The 15,969-nt window shown below is 52.4% G+C and carries 19 protein-coding genes; 1 reads left to right on the top strand and 18 read right to left on the bottom strand.

Annotated elements, in window-relative coordinates; genetic code table 11:
- Positions 1-3 precede the first annotated feature (3 nt).
- From PAGR_RS06745 to PAGR_RS06680, 14 genes are all read right to left on the bottom strand, one after another.
- Complete coding sequence (locus tag PAGR_RS06745; RefSeq protein ID WP_014605332.1) at positions 4-516, bottom strand: fimbrial protein; 513 nt, start codon at positions 514-516, stop codon at positions 4-6.
- On the bottom strand, positions 506-1,300 hold the full coding sequence (locus PAGR_RS06740; protein WP_014594226.1) for a fimbria/pilus periplasmic chaperone: 795 nt from the start codon (positions 1,298-1,300) through the stop codon (positions 506-508). Before PAGR_RS06740 ends, PAGR_RS06745 begins: the two co-directional genes overlap by 11 nt.
- Positions 1,279-1,953: a hypothetical protein gene (locus tag PAGR_RS06735; protein ID WP_014605331.1), complete on the bottom strand. Its 675-nt coding sequence runs from the start codon at positions 1,951-1,953 to the stop codon at positions 1,279-1,281. Before PAGR_RS06735 ends, PAGR_RS06740 begins: the two co-directional genes overlap by 22 nt.
- Positions 1,953-2,171 carry a FaeA/PapI family transcriptional regulator gene (locus PAGR_RS06730; protein WP_014605330.1) on the bottom strand — a complete coding sequence of 73 codons (219 nt, stop codon included), beginning with the start codon at positions 2,169-2,171 and terminating at the stop codon, positions 1,953-1,955. The genes PAGR_RS06735 and PAGR_RS06730 overlap by 1 nt, the downstream gene beginning before the upstream one ends.
- A 161-nt stretch (positions 2,172-2,332) precedes the next feature.
- Complete coding sequence (locus tag PAGR_RS06725; RefSeq protein WP_014605329.1) at positions 2,333-2,887, bottom strand: fimbrial protein; 555 nt, start codon at positions 2,885-2,887, stop codon at positions 2,333-2,335.
- A complete protein-coding gene (locus PAGR_RS06720) occupies positions 2,887-3,465 on the bottom strand; it encodes a fimbrial protein (RefSeq protein ID WP_217268014.1) in 579 nt (192 codons plus the stop codon). The genes PAGR_RS06725 and PAGR_RS06720 overlap by 1 nt, the downstream gene beginning before the upstream one ends.
- 58 nt (positions 3,466-3,523) lie before the next feature.
- Complete coding sequence (locus PAGR_RS06715) at positions 3,524-4,273, bottom strand: fimbrial biogenesis chaperone (RefSeq protein WP_013026601.1); 750 nt, start codon at positions 4,271-4,273, stop codon at positions 3,524-3,526.
- 57 nt (positions 4,274-4,330) lie between these two features.
- Positions 4,331-6,805 carry a fimbria/pilus outer membrane usher protein gene (locus PAGR_RS06710; protein WP_151243569.1) on the bottom strand — a complete coding sequence of 825 codons (2,475 nt, stop codon included), beginning with the start codon at positions 6,803-6,805 and terminating at the stop codon, positions 4,331-4,333.
- Between the two features lie 42 nt (positions 6,806-6,847).
- On the bottom strand, positions 6,848-7,384 hold the full coding sequence (locus tag PAGR_RS06705) for a fimbrial protein (protein ID WP_014605327.1): 537 nt from the start codon (positions 7,382-7,384) through the stop codon (positions 6,848-6,850).
- Between the two features lie 75 nt (positions 7,385-7,459).
- Entirely contained in the window at positions 7,460-8,035 is a 576-nt protein-coding gene (locus PAGR_RS06700) for a fimbrial protein (protein ID WP_013026604.1), read from the bottom strand.
- Positions 8,036-9,058: 1,023 nt separating this feature from the next.
- Positions 9,059-9,427: a hypothetical protein gene (locus PAGR_RS06695; RefSeq protein WP_015699796.1), complete on the bottom strand. Its 369-nt coding sequence runs from the start codon at positions 9,425-9,427 to the stop codon at positions 9,059-9,061.
- A 56-nt stretch (positions 9,428-9,483) separates the two neighbouring features.
- Positions 9,484-10,017: an RES family NAD+ phosphorylase gene (locus PAGR_RS06690; protein ID WP_014594232.1), complete on the bottom strand. Its 534-nt coding sequence runs from the start codon at positions 10,015-10,017 to the stop codon at positions 9,484-9,486.
- A 321-nt stretch (positions 10,018-10,338) separates the two neighbouring features.
- Positions 10,339-10,668, bottom strand: a complete 330-nt coding sequence (locus PAGR_RS06685; protein WP_014605325.1) for an STN domain-containing protein — start codon at positions 10,666-10,668, stop codon at positions 10,339-10,341.
- A 382-nt stretch (positions 10,669-11,050) separates the two neighbouring features.
- Entirely contained in the window at positions 11,051-11,290 is a 240-nt protein-coding gene (locus PAGR_RS06680; protein WP_013026608.1) for a hypothetical protein, read from the bottom strand.
- 265 nt (positions 11,291-11,555) lie between these two features.
- Here PAGR_RS06680 and PAGR_RS06675 point away from each other — a divergent pair, with 265 nt between their 5' ends.
- A complete protein-coding gene (locus tag PAGR_RS06675; RefSeq protein WP_014605324.1) occupies positions 11,556-12,776 on the top strand; it encodes an L-lactate MFS transporter in 1,221 nt (406 codons plus the stop codon).
- A gap of 32 nt (positions 12,777-12,808) precedes the next feature.
- Here PAGR_RS06675 and PAGR_RS06670 read toward each other — a convergent pair whose 3' ends face one another.
- The 4 genes from PAGR_RS06670 to PAGR_RS06655 all read right to left on the bottom strand — a co-directional run bounded on the left by PAGR_RS06670 (position 12,809) and on the right by PAGR_RS06655 (position 15,962).
- Complete coding sequence (locus tag PAGR_RS06670) at positions 12,809-13,684, bottom strand: SMP-30/gluconolactonase/LRE family protein (protein ID WP_014605323.1); 876 nt, start codon at positions 13,682-13,684, stop codon at positions 12,809-12,811.
- Between the two features lie 467 nt (positions 13,685-14,151).
- Positions 14,152-14,433: a lipoprotein gene (locus PAGR_RS06665; protein WP_014605322.1), complete on the bottom strand. Its 282-nt coding sequence runs from the start codon at positions 14,431-14,433 to the stop codon at positions 14,152-14,154.
- A 257-nt stretch (positions 14,434-14,690) separates the two neighbouring features.
- Positions 14,691-15,500 (bottom strand): G protein-coupled receptor family protein, encoded by an 810-nt coding sequence (locus PAGR_RS06660; protein ID WP_013026612.1) that lies wholly within the window; start codon positions 15,498-15,500, stop codon positions 14,691-14,693.
- Positions 15,501-15,509: 9 nt separating this feature from the next.
- A complete protein-coding gene (locus PAGR_RS06655) occupies positions 15,510-15,962 on the bottom strand; it encodes a universal stress protein (RefSeq protein ID WP_014605321.1) in 453 nt (150 codons plus the stop codon).
- Between the last annotated feature and the right edge of the window lie 7 nt (positions 15,963-15,969).

The following is a 15,969-nucleotide window of genomic DNA, read 5'->3' as shown; positions in this document are numbered from 1 at the left end:
TCCTTACTGATACTCAAACACCATCGTTCCATTACCTGTAAAGGTACCGGCCGTGGGCAGAGCGTTGTTCTGTACTGCCAGCACGGCCCATAATTCGGGCAACGTGCCGTCGTTATAATTGAATGCAACGCTGCTGCCCGGCGACAGCGCGGCATTCTCATGCATTAACTGAATACCCAGTGCCGATTTGCTGGTTGCAAGCAGCGAAGTATTAAACGCAGCCGGTTCGCCGATAATCGTGACTTTTAGCCCCTGTTTAGCCAGGGATGTACACAGCAGGCTGTACATGATTCGTGTCTTTTTATAATCAACGCCGTTTATTCGGCTAATCACCACATCCTCACCAAAGTCCACCTCGATGGGTTCCTGGTTGTTGACCACGCATTCCGGCGTCTCCACCAGAATGCCGCGGATGGTCAGCGTGGTCATATCCCCATTGTTAACCTCTGCCTGTACGCTGCTCGCCATGAATGCAGTCAGCAGCAGAAGGCTGCACAGCCTGAATTTAGCTTTCATTGCGCTCCGCCTGCTGTTGCCTAAAGGAAATCTCATTCGGTATGCGCGATTTCTCTGCCTGGCAGGTGTTGCCGTTGCAAATAAACGGCAACAACCGTTGGCTGCCGTAATCGCTGACGAACATCAGAACCGGCGTGCTGCCTAACTCACTGACGGTCGGACTGAGCAGTTGGCGGCTTTTCGGTGCCACCATGACGGGTTCAAAACGTGCCAGTCCGCTTCCGGTCAGGCTTCGTCTGACTTCGACGAAGGAAAAATGGTAGGGCGTTGGGTTGTGCACTTCATACTGGTTTCCCTGCTTAATCAGCGTCAGGGTTTCCGTGCCGGGAACCGTATCTGACATCGGATCCACGTTCAGTCCTTTAGGGCGATAGAAGACTTTGAGCCGGATCTGCATCGCCAGCGTCAGGACGTTGGCTTTAGCCGATTTTGGCGGTATTTCCCGCAGATTAAGGTAGAAAACGCTTTCCCTGTCTGTCGGCAGCGACGAGATGGCCGGGAGAACCTGAATACGCACCAGCGTCTTGCCGCCCGCTTCAACACGCTGCACCGGCGGCAATACCATCAGCGGACCGCTGATTTTTTTTCCGTCTACATCTTCCATCCAGCCCTGCGCCAGGTAGGGATCTTTTTCATTGCGGTTGGTTACGTTCAGGCTGATCGACTTTTCCCCCTGATTAAGGATCAGGCGCGATCGATCAACCGTCAGCGCGCCATGGGCATTCACACTGCCTGCCAGCGCCAGAATGGCCCAGAGCTTTATCAATATCGCTTTTGTCCACATAGCAAAATGTCCTGTTGTGTTTCCGGCTGCCCGAGGCAACGCCTGTCTCTTTGCGCAGTCGGCGTGATGTTCTGCGGGATGCCGCCGCGCTGTTCCACCGCCTGCCCGTGCGCTAACCGGGCAGGTTTCAGCAGGTAATCGCTTTTAAGGCCGCGCAACAGGCGAAAACGAATCAGCAGAGAAACCGGCCCTGTTGCCCCAATTTTCTTCATCACAGCCAGTCGAATACCGCTGTCACGTTTACTGTGTGACTGGTGTGGTTTGCCCTGTATAAAGGCGCGCATATAGATCACTTCACGCCGGGTCAGGTAAATGGCCTCTTTTTTAACCGGCACCTTCAGGTGCGCGCATCGCGCCTTGATGTAAAGTTTCTCCATCAGTGCCTGCCGGGATTCGCCCGCGTCTGACAGCAGGATGCGCTTCGGATCCACCAGGCCGCTTAACACCGACAGCACCGGGTTACTGCCGGCAATCACAATCATGCATCCCTTTGCGAGCCGTGGATTCATGCTCCAGGCGAGCAGCGCTTGCATCGTCGGAAAGTAGAATCCCTGAAGGCGAATCTGCTTGCCCAAATGGTCTGACAGCGCCTGCTGTATCGCCTCAAGCCCAAGCTGGAAGAAGGCGTTTGAACACACACTTGTGCCAGTCATCAACGACCCGCCCAGCGCCGGGCCGCCCCCCGCCAGGGCTTTTCACGCGGCAGCGCCTTGACCCGCCCTTCTTTCTCAAGATCCAGCAACAGCAATCGGGTTTTGTACACGCTAATATCCAGCGCGTCAGCGATGTCTCGGGTGGACAGTCCCTTGTCCACGTCCCTGGCGGTGCCCAGCACGGCAAGGCACTGTTGTTTCAGGCGTTCGTTACGCATATCACCTCCCTGATCAGTACCCGGCCGCGCACGCTGGCCGGATGAGTTTGAGTACCGGCTTGATGGCCTTGATCTAACAAGCTGAAGATATTCAACGGCTGTACCTCCTGATGCTGTGCGCTTTGCGGCCTTGACTACAAGGCGGCAGTAACGGTGCTGTTTTATTCGTATTGCAACTGAAAGGTGATCATTGCACTGTATTCCCCTAACGTGACCTCGCCATTTGCGGCCGTACGCTGCAATCGGGCCAGCCACTCCAGCCGATTTTCCGTGTCGGTGAGTTCAACAGGCGGCTGAAGCACACCGGGAAGTACCGCGTTACCCTGAGCATCGTTGACCGCCAGCCCCAACCCTTCCACCGTGCCATTCAGCGCAAAAAGTGCAGGATTTACGGCGTTTTTATCGCCAAAAAACGTGACGCTTACCTGCGAGCCGACAGACAGGTCACACTCTTTTAGCGCAATGGAAAAGTCGACCGGATAGGACTGATGATTGGTGGTAAAGTGCCGGGCGACGATGGGCGAGAAGGCTACCGTCTGATCCACCGAATCCATGTCGACCAGACAGGGCACGGCAAGCAGCGTTCCGCGGAACACAACGTCCGTTGATCCCGCATCCGCTTTCGCCCTGACCAGCAGCAGCGCGGTGAACATCGTGAGGCCAATCACTATCAGCAAACCACCGCCCGCGCGACGAAAACGGATTAGGTTCTCCATCACTCGTACTCCATGCCAATGTTGATAACGGCCTGCCACTCGCCCGCTTCCAGCGGATCGCGGTTACGCCAGAGCTGTGCTTTGAGAACCAGGTCATTACGCCCCTCGGCAAGCGGAACGGGTTGGCTTAACAGGCCGGGAATCAGGAGGTTACCCAAAGGATCCTCCATGCGCAGAGAAAGACCGGATGCGCCTTTTATGCTGAAAAATCGCGCATCATCATTGGCCCTGTCGCCGAGGAGACGCAGTCTGACCGAGCGCTGATCGGCGAGCCATAACCTGTGGCGCAGGTCCTGTGGGGTGCCAGAATGCCGGGCGCCGCTGGGACAGTGATCCAGTACGAGATGAATATCCACGGGCACAGTGACATCGCCTGTCTTGTTTAACGCCGCCAACGCAACAGGGCTGAGCGTAATATGTTGAACCTGAGATTCCGGCATTAATACACAGGGCGAGGTGATCAATGAGCCTGAGGCCTGCAACATTCCTCTTAGCGTATTTTCCCACCGGGCTTCCCGTCCGTGAGCTCGCGGGAACGTGGATATCAGCGGCACTGCGATCAGGGTTATTGCCATCATGTGTTTCCATCCGACATAGAGTTCAGACGCTCGCACTATCACTATTCTGTCTCCTTCTTCAGTGCTGAGTGACGGCCACGGGATCGGCCCGACATACCGAGCCCTGGCAGAGAAAGGGCAGAACAGGTTTTCCACCAAAATCATTAATGGTGATAATTTGCGGATCGCGGGAAACCGAGGACTTCACCGTCTCGCTCGACATCGGGGCGATCATGACGGGCACAAAGCTTTTCTCAACAGCACGGTTGCCTTTACTGATGATCCCCAGCAACGTCATGTAATAAGGTGTTGGGTTCTCCACGCGGAAACCGCCTTTCACTTTGTGCAGGACTAACTGATCATCATGGCGGCTGAAGCGCTCAGGGGTGATGCTGGCTGGTCGATAGAACAGTTTGATTCGGGTCTGCAGGGCCAGTTGCAACACGTTGGCGCGGTCGCTGCGCGGCGGAATTTCCCGGACGCTGAAATAAAACACACTTTCCCTGTCCTGCGGCAGCGAGGCGGAAGAGGGCAACGCGGTAATGCGAATGACGCTCTTTGCGCCCGGCTCCACGCGCTGCACGGGCGGCGTGACCCTGAGATAGTTGGTGAGCTTATTGCCCTGTGCATCTTCCAGCCAGGCCTGAGCCAGATAGGGCTCTTTCTGATTGTCGTTGCTGATATTCAGGATGAGATTTTTTTCGCCTCCGTTAAAAATGGCGCGCGTGCGATCAAGGGCAATGGCGGCCTGCGCTGTTTGCCCTGCCAACGTCGCCAGCACACTCGTTATCAACAGTAATGCCCACCTATCCTTGCGTCTTTTCATCATCTCGTTTGCACCTTGTATACGTTTGCTTTCAGATCCCAGACAGGCTGCATGGGAAGGTTACTCGCAGGGCAGCAGCAGTTGACTGTCGGGGATGAGTGACGGAAGCGTTGCCCGGCACTGTGCCTTGTCGCCCCAGAACAGCGTCAGCACCTCGTCGGGTTTAACCCCTGAAATCCAGGCTAAGCCCCCTTCACTCACCATGCCTAACTCCTGATCTTTTGCATTGCGCACGCTGGCCCCGAAAGGAGGAAAAGTGCCGTCAGCCATCGCGACAGTCGCCACGACTTTCGCACCCTTGAGCACGTCAAAACGGCGGAAACCAATCGCCCCTTCGGTCAGTGAAACTTCCGCAACGGGCGCGCTACTGATTTCGATGTCATCCGGCAACCGATTCACATCTACCTTGACCGTGGCGCGATAGTAGCCGGGTACGGAGGGTTCTACGGCCAGGCCAAATCGGTTGGTCATGCCATTACGGCCCACCGGCACATTCGCCACGCCATCGGTGCTGACCAACACTCGGGTGCCTCCTCTGACGCTGCTGCCATGGAGCGCGCCCCCTTCGCTGGTCGCTGTCAGGCCGCCGCTAATCGACAAGCCCGCTGAGGTATAGCCGTTCTGCTGCCAGCCCAGATTGGCGGTGATGTCTGCAGCCGTTCCTGTGTGGCTGTACAGCCCGCTCGCCTGGGTCGTGATGCTCTCGCTTTTTCCGCTTCGCGTTCCGGCCGACAGGCGATAACTGTCACCGTTTTCCAGGCGTTCATACCATCCTGCGGTTTGGCTGTAAGTCTGTTGACTCCAGTTGCCGTTGTAGCTGGCCGTCCCCTGACCAAAAGGAACACTTATCGTTAGCCAGAGCGCATCATCCTTACGGCCGTAATCGCGCGTTCGCACGGCGGAAACGGTGGCGGACAGATTGCGCCAACGGTTCAGATCGAAATAACGACTGGCAGAAAGGCTGTAACGGTCGGCACGCGGGCGATCCCAGTACGTCTGGTGAGACCAGCTCAGGTAGGCAGAAAGGTTGAGATCCGTAAAACTTTTGCTCGCCGTAACGGTATAAAGTTCTTTACTGCTGCCCGTTACGCCATTGCGATAGCGCGCGTCAAGGTACTCCGTCATGGTCATGTAATTGCGTTCGGAAAAACGGTAGCCCGCAAAGGTCAAATCGCTGTTGAAGTCGTCAAAGCGCTTTGAATAACTCAAACGGTAGGAACGGCCCTGTAAATGTCCCCTGTCCGGTAACGATGTTGCAGACTGGGTGATATCAGCTGAGAGCGCACCAAACCGGTAAAGATCACGAGCCACACCAATGGCCAGACTGTGATAGTCCGCAGAGAAAATACTCCCGCCATACAGTGACCAACTGTTAGCCACGCCCCATGATATTTCGGCGGTGCCAAATGTCGGCCCTTGCACATGGTGGTGGAAATCGGAGGGTCGCCCGGTGGCCAGCTTGTAACGCACCTGGCCCGGCCGGGTCAGATAGGGCACGGTGGCGGTGGTGACCTGAAAGTGTTGTACGCTACCGTCCTGCTCTTCCACCTTTACGTCCAGTTGCCCACTCACCGCACTGCTGAGTTCCTGCACGCGGAACGGTCCTGCCGCCACCATGGTTTCGTAAATGATCCGTCCCTGCTGGCTGATGATGACTTTGGCATTGGTGCGTGCAATGCCGCTCACCTCCGGCGCGTAGCCGCGCAGCCTGGGGGGCAGCTGGCTTTCATCGCTGACCAATGACGCGCCGGTGAAGCGCCATGTATCAAAAATATCCGATCGAAGATAATCCTCACCCAGGGTGAGTTTTGCCATAAGCGACGGCAGCGCGCGATAAAGGTAAAAGCGACTCCAGTCGATACGTTGGGTCGTGCCACCGCTGGAGCCGCCGGTCTTGTTGTAGTTAGCCTGCCAGTCGCCTCGCAAACGCCAGGGGCCGCTGTTTGCACCGAGCGTACCGGTGGCACTGGCTCGCTGTGACTGACTGCCGTGTACCGGACGGGTGAAGCTGGTATTGATGTTATAATCCAGCATTACCCCCGGTACGCCATTCTCCCAGCGTGAAGGCGGCAGCCAGGTGGCATCCTGATATTCGAGCCAGGCCTGGGGTACCGAAATATAGAGCGACGAGGTTGAAAGATCGCCGCGCAGCCTGACACCGTCCAGCGCGGAAAAATCAGCGCAGTCGTCATTATGGTCAAAGCTTATCTTTGCCAGCGCATCGTGCTTAAGACCGAGTAACTCAACCTGCTGAGGCGTCAGACAGGCCTGCACTTCTTCGGCACCTTTCTTCTCTTTAAACACCACCTCCTGTTCAATGATATTCCGCTCATTCAACCGAAGTGTGAGACTATAGGTACCCGGCATGATGTAACCCGCACGGGCGAAACGGGATAAATCAATATTATTTCGATCTTCGGCATCAAGAATGTCAGTATTAAATTCAACAGCGCGTGTATCGCCGCAATAACCCGACATCGTTATTAAAACGCTAAAAAAAAGACAATATCGATGTAATAGTTGTGGTTTACCCATTTACGTTATCTTTTGTTATAGCGAATCGTGCAAGAAAGGGATTTACTGATAACTCAGCATAAAACGTATTGCACCCGCCCAGTCGCCTTCTATATAGAATTTTCCATCCGGAACCACCTGCATAACATAATCAAACTGATGTTCATTCTGACTCAGGACAACGCTGTGCATAGGTATGCCCGGCAATGCCTGCTCGCCGTCACTGTCAGTCACTTTGAGTGCAATCCCTTTGGCCTCGCCCCTCAGCGAAAATAAAGAGGGCGCGTGAGAAACCGCCTCACCTGAAAAGGTGAACGCTATGCTTCGCCATTTATCTTCATCTCTAAGATCACAATTCACTAAGCGAATGGAAAATCGTTTTTCATTGAGCCCATTATTATTCTCTACGATATGCGGCGTAAGTGAATCGAACACAAATTCTTGCCAGACATCTTCAGTATGAATATTGCACGCCGATGTCAGAATCTGACCATTAACGTAAACACGGCCCTGCCCCTCATCTTTAATCGGGGACGCCTGGACAGTGAAATGGCAAATAAAAAAGATGAATAGCGTCAAACGCAAATAAACAATATGCATCCTGTTTATGCCTGTAGATAACTCCCCTACCCGGTCATGAGCTGACCGGGTAGGGGAAACGTTTGTGATCAGCTCTTAGTCATACGCCAACGTAAAGTCAGCAATCGAGGTAAACTCACCGGATTTAATCGCATTATTGTCGTCCAGTCCCTGCAGATAGGCAGAGAATGCCAACGTATTATTGCCTTCAATTAAGGTACGGGCTTCACTGGAACCGCCAACGGGAATAATTGCGCTGGACGCGTCGGTGATCACCACGCCCGCACCGGATGCGGTGCCCATAATGCCGAACTTATTATTATCTGTGGAGCCATCGGATTTTACTGCAGCCGTTCCACCGAAGGTCACTTTCACCGTTGGCGAGGTGATAACAGTGTTACCATTGCCATCGTCGGTGCTGTTCATGCGGCAGTTTTCCAGATCAATAGTGAAAACTTTTGGGCTGGATGTTCCTTGATCTTCTAGCTGTCGAGCTGAAATCTGGCCCAGTTCAACAGTTTGTTTTTCGCTGTCACTCCCGATGGAACATGCAGCATCAATGATATGACCATGGAAAGTGATTTTTCCCTGTCCCTGATTGGCCGCATGCGCACCTGTTGCGCCCATTCCCAGAGCAAGCATCAAAACCACTGCAACTTTATTAATTTTCATACCTATTTAATCCCGTTAATTGATTAATGCAATAACAAATAAATATCATCAAACAGATCAATATCTATTTAACAAATATTTATACATTTAACAAAAGCATAGAAATTAATTAAAAACACACCTTAAAACTGGCAAAGCCAATTATGCATTGGAGTTTTTGATTTACAAACAAAATAAAGAAATTAAATGTATATACGATCTTTAATACTAATTTAATCTTGCCGCAAAGTAGATAAAACCAGATAAATTTAAACTATAGTTTATTATCTCATTAAAGTGTAAAAATGTAGAATTAAAGATCGAAAAGTAAAATACATCAGAGTTACATATTAAGTGAGACGAATATTCTTAAGGGCATCTGCTTTCTTCTCAAAGTGATAACATTCCCAATATAGATTCGTGCGCGCACAGCACGCGTTCGTTATGATGACGCCCATGTCAAAAAATTATGACTTGATACAAACCACACGGTTAATAATTATTCCGGATAATATTATCCTTTTTCGAAATTATTTCATTGCACCTGACCTCCGCTTGTGAAAAATCCGATCGTTTCCAGCTCCGCCAGCGGCATTTTACCTGCGGATGTGATTTTAAGGCGTACCCTGCGCCGGGCACATTGCATGATGCCGCGGTTGGCGAAAGACCGGTTTTATGACGACATAGTAAAGCCCCCAAACCACATTGATTCGTTAAAAACATTCATAAATAAAAAAATAGTTTCTGAGGGGCATGTTTACAGTCTGGCAGGAAAATGCCGGTTAAAGCGCGTGACGTGCCGGGCGCAAATATCGGCAGGGATAGCGAGCATAACGTCCATCCTTTCTGTGATTTCCGGACACAGGCTTTAGTAAAGCTAAAGTAGGGTATTTTCGGTTAAAGAGTGGAAAAGCGTATAATTGTGAACGGCGTTATAAATATGAATTATGAAAATAGAAAAGCATTGCTTTTTTAGTTGTTTTTAAGGCAACTGACAGTGAAATCAGATTATCCATTTTGATCAAAACATTAATTTGTCAGGGTTCATCCGCGTTTACAGAGTTGCACCGCCACGCGATCCAGCGCGCGGTCATAACTGGCCCGCTCCGCCGCACTTAAAAACCCCTGGACTTTCACCCACCGGGCACTGTCTTTGCGCACCTGTGCAATGTCCTGCCACAGCGCGCGGGCTTCTGGCTGCGTGAGCTGGCGCGCTTTCCGGGCTTTGCCGATATCGGCCTGTAGGACATCGGCACGCATAACAATGTGCGCCTCACGCACGTCCGTCATGCTGCCAACTGGCGCCGCCATCAGCTGATGCTGCACATTGAGGTCGCATCCCGGATAATCTGGCGCTGTCGCCAGGGCCATTAATGGGAGGAGCGAGCACAGCAGCAGAGAAGCGGTTCTCATGTTATTCACCTGTCTGAAGGGTTTCAGAGGGGAGGTTTTCGGCTGCACTGCACCCGTTATAATCCCCATTTGGGGCCATTCTGTGAAAGCGTGATCGTAATGGGTTTGCCGCATACCGCAACGCATGGCGCATTCTCTGTATTCCAGCGGAACAGACAGAGGTGCCAACCGCCGGGAATCATACGGGAACAGTCAATTATCCCATCGGCGCCTAATGCTCTTGCTCTGTCCGCATTTTCCCAGGCGTCCGGCGTTTGTCCCTGCTGCAGCGCGGGACGCCAGGGGCGATTCGATAGCTCGGGGATAATTCCCATTTGCAGACAACGCGCTTTATCCCGCTGATCGACAACCCTGGCCCCCATCACGCGTAGCGGAATGAGCACGCGCGGTAAGCCATCTTCCCGCATGTAACCTGAAACCGCGATTACAGACCATTCAGGCCTGGGGCTCATATATAACGCTGATTGCCCCTGCCGATGATAACGACCAGCACTTTGCAGCCCGGGCGCAGCGAGGACAGCCCGGGCATTCTCAGATAACACCGCGCGATAAAACTGGCCCGCAAGGGGCAAAAAAGCGTCAGGGTTCATCGTTCTCACCTTTTAACGTGCCCGTGAGGCATTCAGGCGGGTTAGCCTAAATGCTCTCAACGCTCCGCTGCGGGCCCCAGTGGTGTTTTTTGGCAGAGGGCGGATTGCACCGCTCCTGTGTACCCGGCAAATAAAAGTGACCGTCTGTTGAGCGTGGCGTGCCACCGGGACAGCCCGCCATCCCGCGTTGCCCGTTCTTTCCTGGAAGGCCACTTCCGCCATTGCTGTCCGCTCCGCCATGACCGGCGTAGCAGGCTGACACGGATAAGAGCCACACCATTCCTGTTAGCGCCGCTAAGTTACGCATATTCTTCGCCCTGATTATTCAACGGTGATGGTGTCCGGTTTTTGCGCCACGATGGTAAGTGAGGTGCCTTTAATCGCCTGACTGACCGCTTCCCGAATCGTCATGGTTCCCTGCACAGGATTGACGTGGACAGCGCCGGTTCGTGACAAGTCCGTCTCAATAAAACAGCCAGATGCATGGGCTAACTGCTGTGCCGTTTCGTCAAAGCGTGGGAAATTTATACTGTAAGTCCCTTTAACGTCACATTTACCCAGAAGAATGTGACCATTGGATGAAGGGCTGCATGCCGAAGTGAGGATAGCGAATATCATTACGCCAAGGCACTTGAGGGGGACTGAATTCATAAACCTCTCCGGCAGGGAAAACAGGCATTCATTATTCCCACAACGGATGTTGCCTGTCAGCAGGGGGAATATGTCTGAGTGTGATCACTGGTCCGCGGGCGTCTTTCATCCGATTCTTTGAACCGCCCCGTCCAGCGTCAGACTCACCAGAGCGCGGGCCGCAGCATCGGGAAGCGCCACAGCGCGAGACAGATCAGAATGTAAAGTGAAACGGCAGCCGGGTCAGGGAAGAGAGATCACTGGGGGAGATGAGGAGGTCGATGCCATCCCTGGCTTTACCACGATTTTACGGTCAGCTTTCAGGTGTGCTGTACGCATTACGATTACGCGCTGTGCGTTACGCTGAACCGTACCGGGCGTGGAACCCTTTCCTGTCAGGACCTCATGCCCATTGTTGCTGCTGATTGACAAGATATTGTGGTTGATTGATCGCCTTGCGCGCAATCCAGTAGAGCAGAACTCGCTCATCGTCGCTGTCACGATCCGCCATTGACAATAATTTTAGCGCCAGCGTAGATTTCGTGACAGGCTGCTGCTCTGTGCTCAATTCGATCACTGCCTGACCGATAATGCAGCAAACTTCATCCTCACTGGTGATGGATTCATATGTCCGGTCTTTCATATTTCCTCCTGTTGAATGGACTTTAAGCCTGGCAAAAAAACACGCAACCTGCCGGTAAAAACCGCTACCTGTAACATTCCCTTACGTCTGTTTACCTGAACTCATCACATGGTTAGTCTGGTTACGTTTATCGGGCCTGCCATTCATGCCGCTCTCACGGCATTTCATTCCATTCTGCATTCCGTTCATGCTCTTTTCCCTCCCGCGCGTCAGGCATTTGTTTAATCTGGCCGCAGTTTCCAGTTTTCCTGTGGGAGTAAAAATAATGAATGAGCGACAACAGGCTGTTGGTCAGCGTACACGCTGGTTAACCCTTTTCGGCACAGTGATTACCCAGTTTGCGTTGGGATCGGTTTATACCTGGAGTTTGTTTAACGGTCAGCTGTCGCAAAAGCTGGCGGCATCGGTGAGCCAGGTGGCCTTTTCATTTGGATTACTGAGTCTGGGTCTGGCGGTAGCCTCTTCGCTTGCCGGTAAGCTGCAGGAACGTTTTGGTGTCCGTAAGGTGACGATTGGCGCGGGAGTAATGATGGCGCTGGGCTTATGGCTGACTTCACATGCCGATAACCTGGTCATGCTGTACCTGAGCGCAGGCATTCTGCTGGGGCTGGCTGACGGCGCAGGTTACCTGATGACATTGTCTAACTGCGTGAAATGGTTTCCTGAACGTAAAGGGATGATATCCGCCTGCGCGATTGGTGCCTACGGCCTGGGCAGCCTGGGTTTCAAATTTATCTGTGGGGCGCTACTGGCTGAGTTTGGGCTTGAAAAAACCTTTATTCTCTGGGGGTTATTAGCCATGACGATGATAGTTATCGGTGCGCTGATGATGCGCGATGCGCCATTGCAACGTTCGTCAACGGCGCAACATCAGGCAACCCGCAATTATACGCTCGCTGAGTCAGTGCGCCTTCCGCAGTACTGGATGCTGGCGCTGATGTTCCTGACGGCGTGCATGAGCGGGCTTTACGTCATTGGCGTCGCCAAAGATATCGGGGAAGGCCTGGTGCACCTCAGCACTCAGACAGCGGCTAACGCGGTCACCGTCATTGCCGTCGCTAACCTGAGTGGTCGGTTGGTGCTGGGCGTCCTGTCGGACAAAATGGTTCGTATCCGGGTTATTTCCCTGGCCCAGTTGATCGCTCTGACAGGCATGAGCGTATTACTGTTTACGCACATGAACCAGACCACCTTTTTCCTGTCGCTGGCCTGTGTCGCCTTCAGCTTCGGCGGCACGATTACCGTGTTCCCTTCCCTGGTCAGTGACTTTTTCGGCCTGAATAACCTGACGAAAAACTATGGTCTGATTTATTTGGGGTTTGGCATTGGCAGCGTGTTGGGATCGCTGGTTGCCTCACTGTTTGGCGGTTTTACCGTGACGTTCAGCCTTATCATGACGCTATTGGTCATGTCCTTACTGCTGTCGCTCACTATCCGGATGCCGCAGAGTCAGTCCGGGAGCGCGCCGCAGCTGCAACGCCAGTAATTTCAGAGGCCAGGACAGCCTGGCCTCCCTTTTTAGCCGCGAAACAGCGGTTCCGCCATGCCGGCCACGTCCAGCTCAACCGCGAAAATATCTCCCGATTCCGGATAACGTTCCCGATCTTCTTTACTGAGATTTTCTCGTGAACTGGTGATATACAACGTCTTTAACTCGCTGCCGCCAAAGGCCACCATCGTTGGCCATTTAACCGGCAGCCTGATCTCATCGACGATTTCACCACTCTGAGGATGGATGCGCACAACCCGGCCGCCATCGAAGAGTGCCGACCAGTAAAAACCTTCGCTGTCTACCGCTGCACCATCGGGTAAACCGCCGCTGGCGTCAAAACGTCGAAAAACCTCCCGCTCGCCCGGTTCGCCCTGCGCATCCAACGGATAGCGGTAAAGCACTGCATTGGGCGTATCCGTGTGATACATCCATTGGCGGTCGGGGGAGAATGCCACGCCGTTTGAGATCTTGATATCACGCGCTTTCACCTCAAGTTTCAGGTCTGGCGTCACACGGCACAGCAAACCGCCGTTTTTATCCTGCGGCTCCCACAAGCTGCCGCACCAGAAATTGCCCCAGGGATCGACACGTCCGTCATTGAACCGGCTTTTCTCCGCGATACCGGGATTATCAGCCACTTTTTTCTGTGGTTTGCCCTGCTCGTCCAGCAGCCACACGCCACCGCGCAGCGCGGCGATGATACCGCCCTGTTCACGCAAGCCTATGCACCCTACCTCCTCCTGCTGAGGAAAGGTCGTCAGTTCGCCACTAAGGGGATCAAAACGATGAATCGCCGGTGCCAGGATATCAACGCACCACAATACCTGCTCCTTTACCGACCAAAGCGGGCATTCCCCTAACTCCGCCTGAAGTGGCAGAATATTTTTTACCTTGTGAGCCATGTTTGCCTCCCTTTATAGACCTGCTAATAATGTAGCTCCGATTTCCCCAACCGGGACAACGCTTTTCTTACTTGTTTTTAAGACAGGTCTTACGCATATTAGCGCTTATTCATCCTGTTCTGATTGGAATAGTCAGATTCTTTATCCGCCACCGCCCATTTTGAAATATAAAGAAATAATTATCGAAATAACTCTACACTGGCTACATGTTTACTCCACTATTTCAGCGTAATATTTTAAGCATCGAAAAAGTGGAGATGTCGTATGAAAGCATTAAGTACCACGGTCCTGTCCACAGTATCAGCGGGTTATTTTATCAGCGGGTCAAAAATGATATCAGGGCATGATAGCGACAGGCGGAGACAGGAAAGGATGTCCGCCAGATATGAGAAAAACTGAAGGGCAAAGATTTCACACAGCATAATATAAAAAAGAAGGTGGGATTCAATCCCACCTCGTTTTATTCGTTAACTCTTCACCGCGTAATTACACTGATACCAGGTTTTCTTCAGGCCTGGTATTGTGCTGTCCTGAGCAGGCAGATTTTCTACCTTATCAAAACCCTTATCCATGCAGTATTTCGCCACATCAATTTCCATGGCATCGCGATTAACTTTTGACGGATCGAAACGGTACTGTACCGTATTTGAGGAGGTGTCTTCATCGACCCGCTCAAACGCCCCGGGTTTGCTGGCGGTACAGCCGCTCAGCAAAATAAGTGCCAGTGCACCAATAAGTGTTTTTTTCATTTTTCCCTCACATTTTGACGCAGTGTAAGGTGCTGCAAAATGCGTATCTATAGGAATAGTACGCGACTATCGCGTATTTACGAAGTTTTACCAATTGATTCAATACGGGTAAACAGTTGGCATAATGTGCCATTAAACTGCGAAACTGCATCTAACGAGAAACAGTCAAAGCACAACACCAGGTATGACTCTACTAATAAAAAGCCTCACTAAAAAAAGCCTCTCAATTTAGCCCGCGTTAAGCGGGCTTTTTTTGCTTATCCCTCACCGGAAAGCGCAATCATTCTACGAAGCAGATTCGCGGCCTGCTTGTCCGGGAGTGCGAGAATTGCACTGTAGAGATCGATGGACATGGCACACATTGAAGAGCGGTCCACTGCCGTGTCTGCTGGCATATTGAGCTGCTGCAGCTTATCGCCCCATTTCTGGTATAGGCGATCAACAATATTCTTCAAATCATCCTGAGCCTGATCGCGATCCATCGGCTGTTCTTCCGCCAGGCTGTTAAGCAGCAAATATTCAGTGGCTTCCGCCTCTTTTTGGTTCAGCGCGGCCGGCAGCGTTTTTGCCAGATTCACGCCGCCCTTCACCTGCGGGTAGAGAAACTGAAAACAGAGGCCGGGATCGCGTTTATTTAGCGCCTGCATTTCTTCGACAGAAACGCCAATGTAATTAACGATGGCATGGTTTGACGCGCGCATCAGACGCTGATTAATCACATCCGTCAGCCAGCCTCTCAGCTCGCCAACGGCCTGAATCATGGGTTCCCCTTCACGCAGTTTGTGGGCGAGTTCGCGTGTCAGTAATTGCCACAGGGCCGGTTCCTGAGTACGCAATACCCGATAGACCGTTGCCTGCGCCATATAGTCCGCAGCCCGTTCGTAGCGTTTTTCCTGCTGTTGCTGAGGCAAAATCCACTTGAACAATAAAATATTCGACAGGATAAGCGGCAGGATAAACAGGACGATGCCCTGCCAGACGCGCAACCGGGTCGTTCTGACCAACATAAAAATGATAATCGCCAGCAGCACAAAGGCCACCAGCGTAATTAAAAGCAGGGAAGTCATACTACGTTGTTAATCCTTACGCACATCAATCAGTACCGGGCAATGCGCGCGTTCAACAACGGCCGCACTCACAGATCCTTTCAATAAACGGTTAAAGGGAGACAAATGGCGTCGCCCCATAATAATCATGCTGGCGTTTAACTGTTGCGACTGCGCCACAATCGTGTCCGCCGCTTCGCCGGCCAGTATCATGCCCCGCGCCTTGATTCCAGCCTGCAATAAGGGAGCCAGCGCATGGCGCACCACCATTTCAGCGGTATTCTGTTCATCCTGAGCCGCGACAAAATCCGCCGGATCTTCACCTGCATCAATATCGATAGGCTGGCTGCAGGATGAATAAGCGGGATCGATGCAGCATAACACCATCACTTCTGCACGATGTGCCAGCGCTTCTTCAATCGTCAGGGAAATCACTTTCTTCGCAACGGGGGTGTTATCAATAGCCATTAAGACTGTTTTCATCGGGACG

This window comes from Pantoea ananatis PA13, assembly GCF_000233595.1.
GTDB classification, from domain to species: Bacteria; Pseudomonadota; Gammaproteobacteria; order Enterobacterales; family Enterobacteriaceae; genus Pantoea; species Pantoea ananatis.
The sequence above is the reverse complement of the archived record's forward strand: the minus strand, read 5'-3'. Positions and strand labels throughout refer to the sequence as shown.

Bases quoted from the DNA above. Each gene is read 5' to 3' on its own strand.
- PAGR_RS06685 (WP_014605325.1), bottom strand. From the start codon at position 10,668: ATGAATTCAGTCCCCCTCAAGTGCCTTGGCGTAATGATATTCGCTATC.
- PAGR_RS06705 (WP_014605327.1), bottom strand. From the start codon at position 7,384: ATGCATATTGTTTATTTGCGTTTGACGCTATTCATCTTTTTTATTTGC.
- PAGR_RS06665 (WP_014605322.1), bottom strand. From the start codon at position 14,433: ATGAAAAAAACACTTATTGGTGCACTGGCACTTATTTTGCTGAGCGGC.
- PAGR_RS06660 (WP_013026612.1), bottom strand. From the start codon at position 15,500: ATGACTTCCCTGCTTTTAATTACGCTGGTGGCCTTTGTGCTGCTGGCG.
- PAGR_RS06745 (WP_014605332.1), bottom strand. From the start codon at position 516: ATGAAAGCTAAATTCAGGCTGTGCAGCCTTCTGCTGCTGACTGCATTC.
- PAGR_RS06740 (WP_014594226.1), bottom strand. From the start codon at position 1,300: ATGTGGACAAAAGCGATATTGATAAAGCTCTGGGCCATTCTGGCGCTG.
- PAGR_RS06680 (WP_013026608.1), bottom strand. From the start codon at position 11,290: ATGAAAGACCGGACATATGAATCCATCACCAGTGAGGATGAAGTTTGC.
- PAGR_RS06735 (WP_014605331.1), bottom strand. From the start codon at position 1,953: ATGACTGGCACAAGTGTGTGTTCAAACGCCTTCTTCCAGCTTGGGCTT.
- PAGR_RS06730 (WP_014605330.1), bottom strand. From the start codon at position 2,171: ATGCGTAACGAACGCCTGAAACAACAGTGCCTTGCCGTGCTGGGCACC.
- PAGR_RS06715 (WP_013026601.1), bottom strand. From the start codon at position 4,273: ATGATGAAAAGACGCAAGGATAGGTGGGCATTACTGTTGATAACGAGT.
- PAGR_RS06675 (WP_014605324.1), top strand. From the start codon at position 11,556: ATGAATGAGCGACAACAGGCTGTTGGTCAGCGTACACGCTGGTTAACC.
- PAGR_RS06690 (WP_014594232.1), bottom strand. From the start codon at position 10,017: ATGAACCCTGACGCTTTTTTGCCCCTTGCGGGCCAGTTTTATCGCGCG.
- PAGR_RS06695 (WP_015699796.1), bottom strand. From the start codon at position 9,427: ATGAGAACCGCTTCTCTGCTGCTGTGCTCGCTCCTCCCATTAATGGCC.
- PAGR_RS06655 (WP_014605321.1), bottom strand. From the start codon at position 15,962: ATGAAAACAGTCTTAATGGCTATTGATAACACCCCCGTTGCGAAGAAA.
- PAGR_RS06720 (WP_217268014.1), bottom strand. From the start codon at position 3,465: ATGATGGCAATAACCCTGATCGCAGTGCCGCTGATATCCACGTTCCCG.
- PAGR_RS06725 (WP_014605329.1), bottom strand. From the start codon at position 2,887: ATGGAGAACCTAATCCGTTTTCGTCGCGCGGGCGGTGGTTTGCTGATA.
- PAGR_RS06710 (WP_151243569.1), bottom strand. From the start codon at position 6,805: ATGGGTAAACCACAACTATTACATCGATATTGTCTTTTTTTTAGCGTT.
- PAGR_RS06700 (WP_013026604.1), bottom strand. From the start codon at position 8,035: ATGAAAATTAATAAAGTTGCAGTGGTTTTGATGCTTGCTCTGGGAATG.
- PAGR_RS06670 (WP_014605323.1), bottom strand. From the start codon at position 13,684: ATGGCTCACAAGGTAAAAAATATTCTGCCACTTCAGGCGGAGTTAGGG.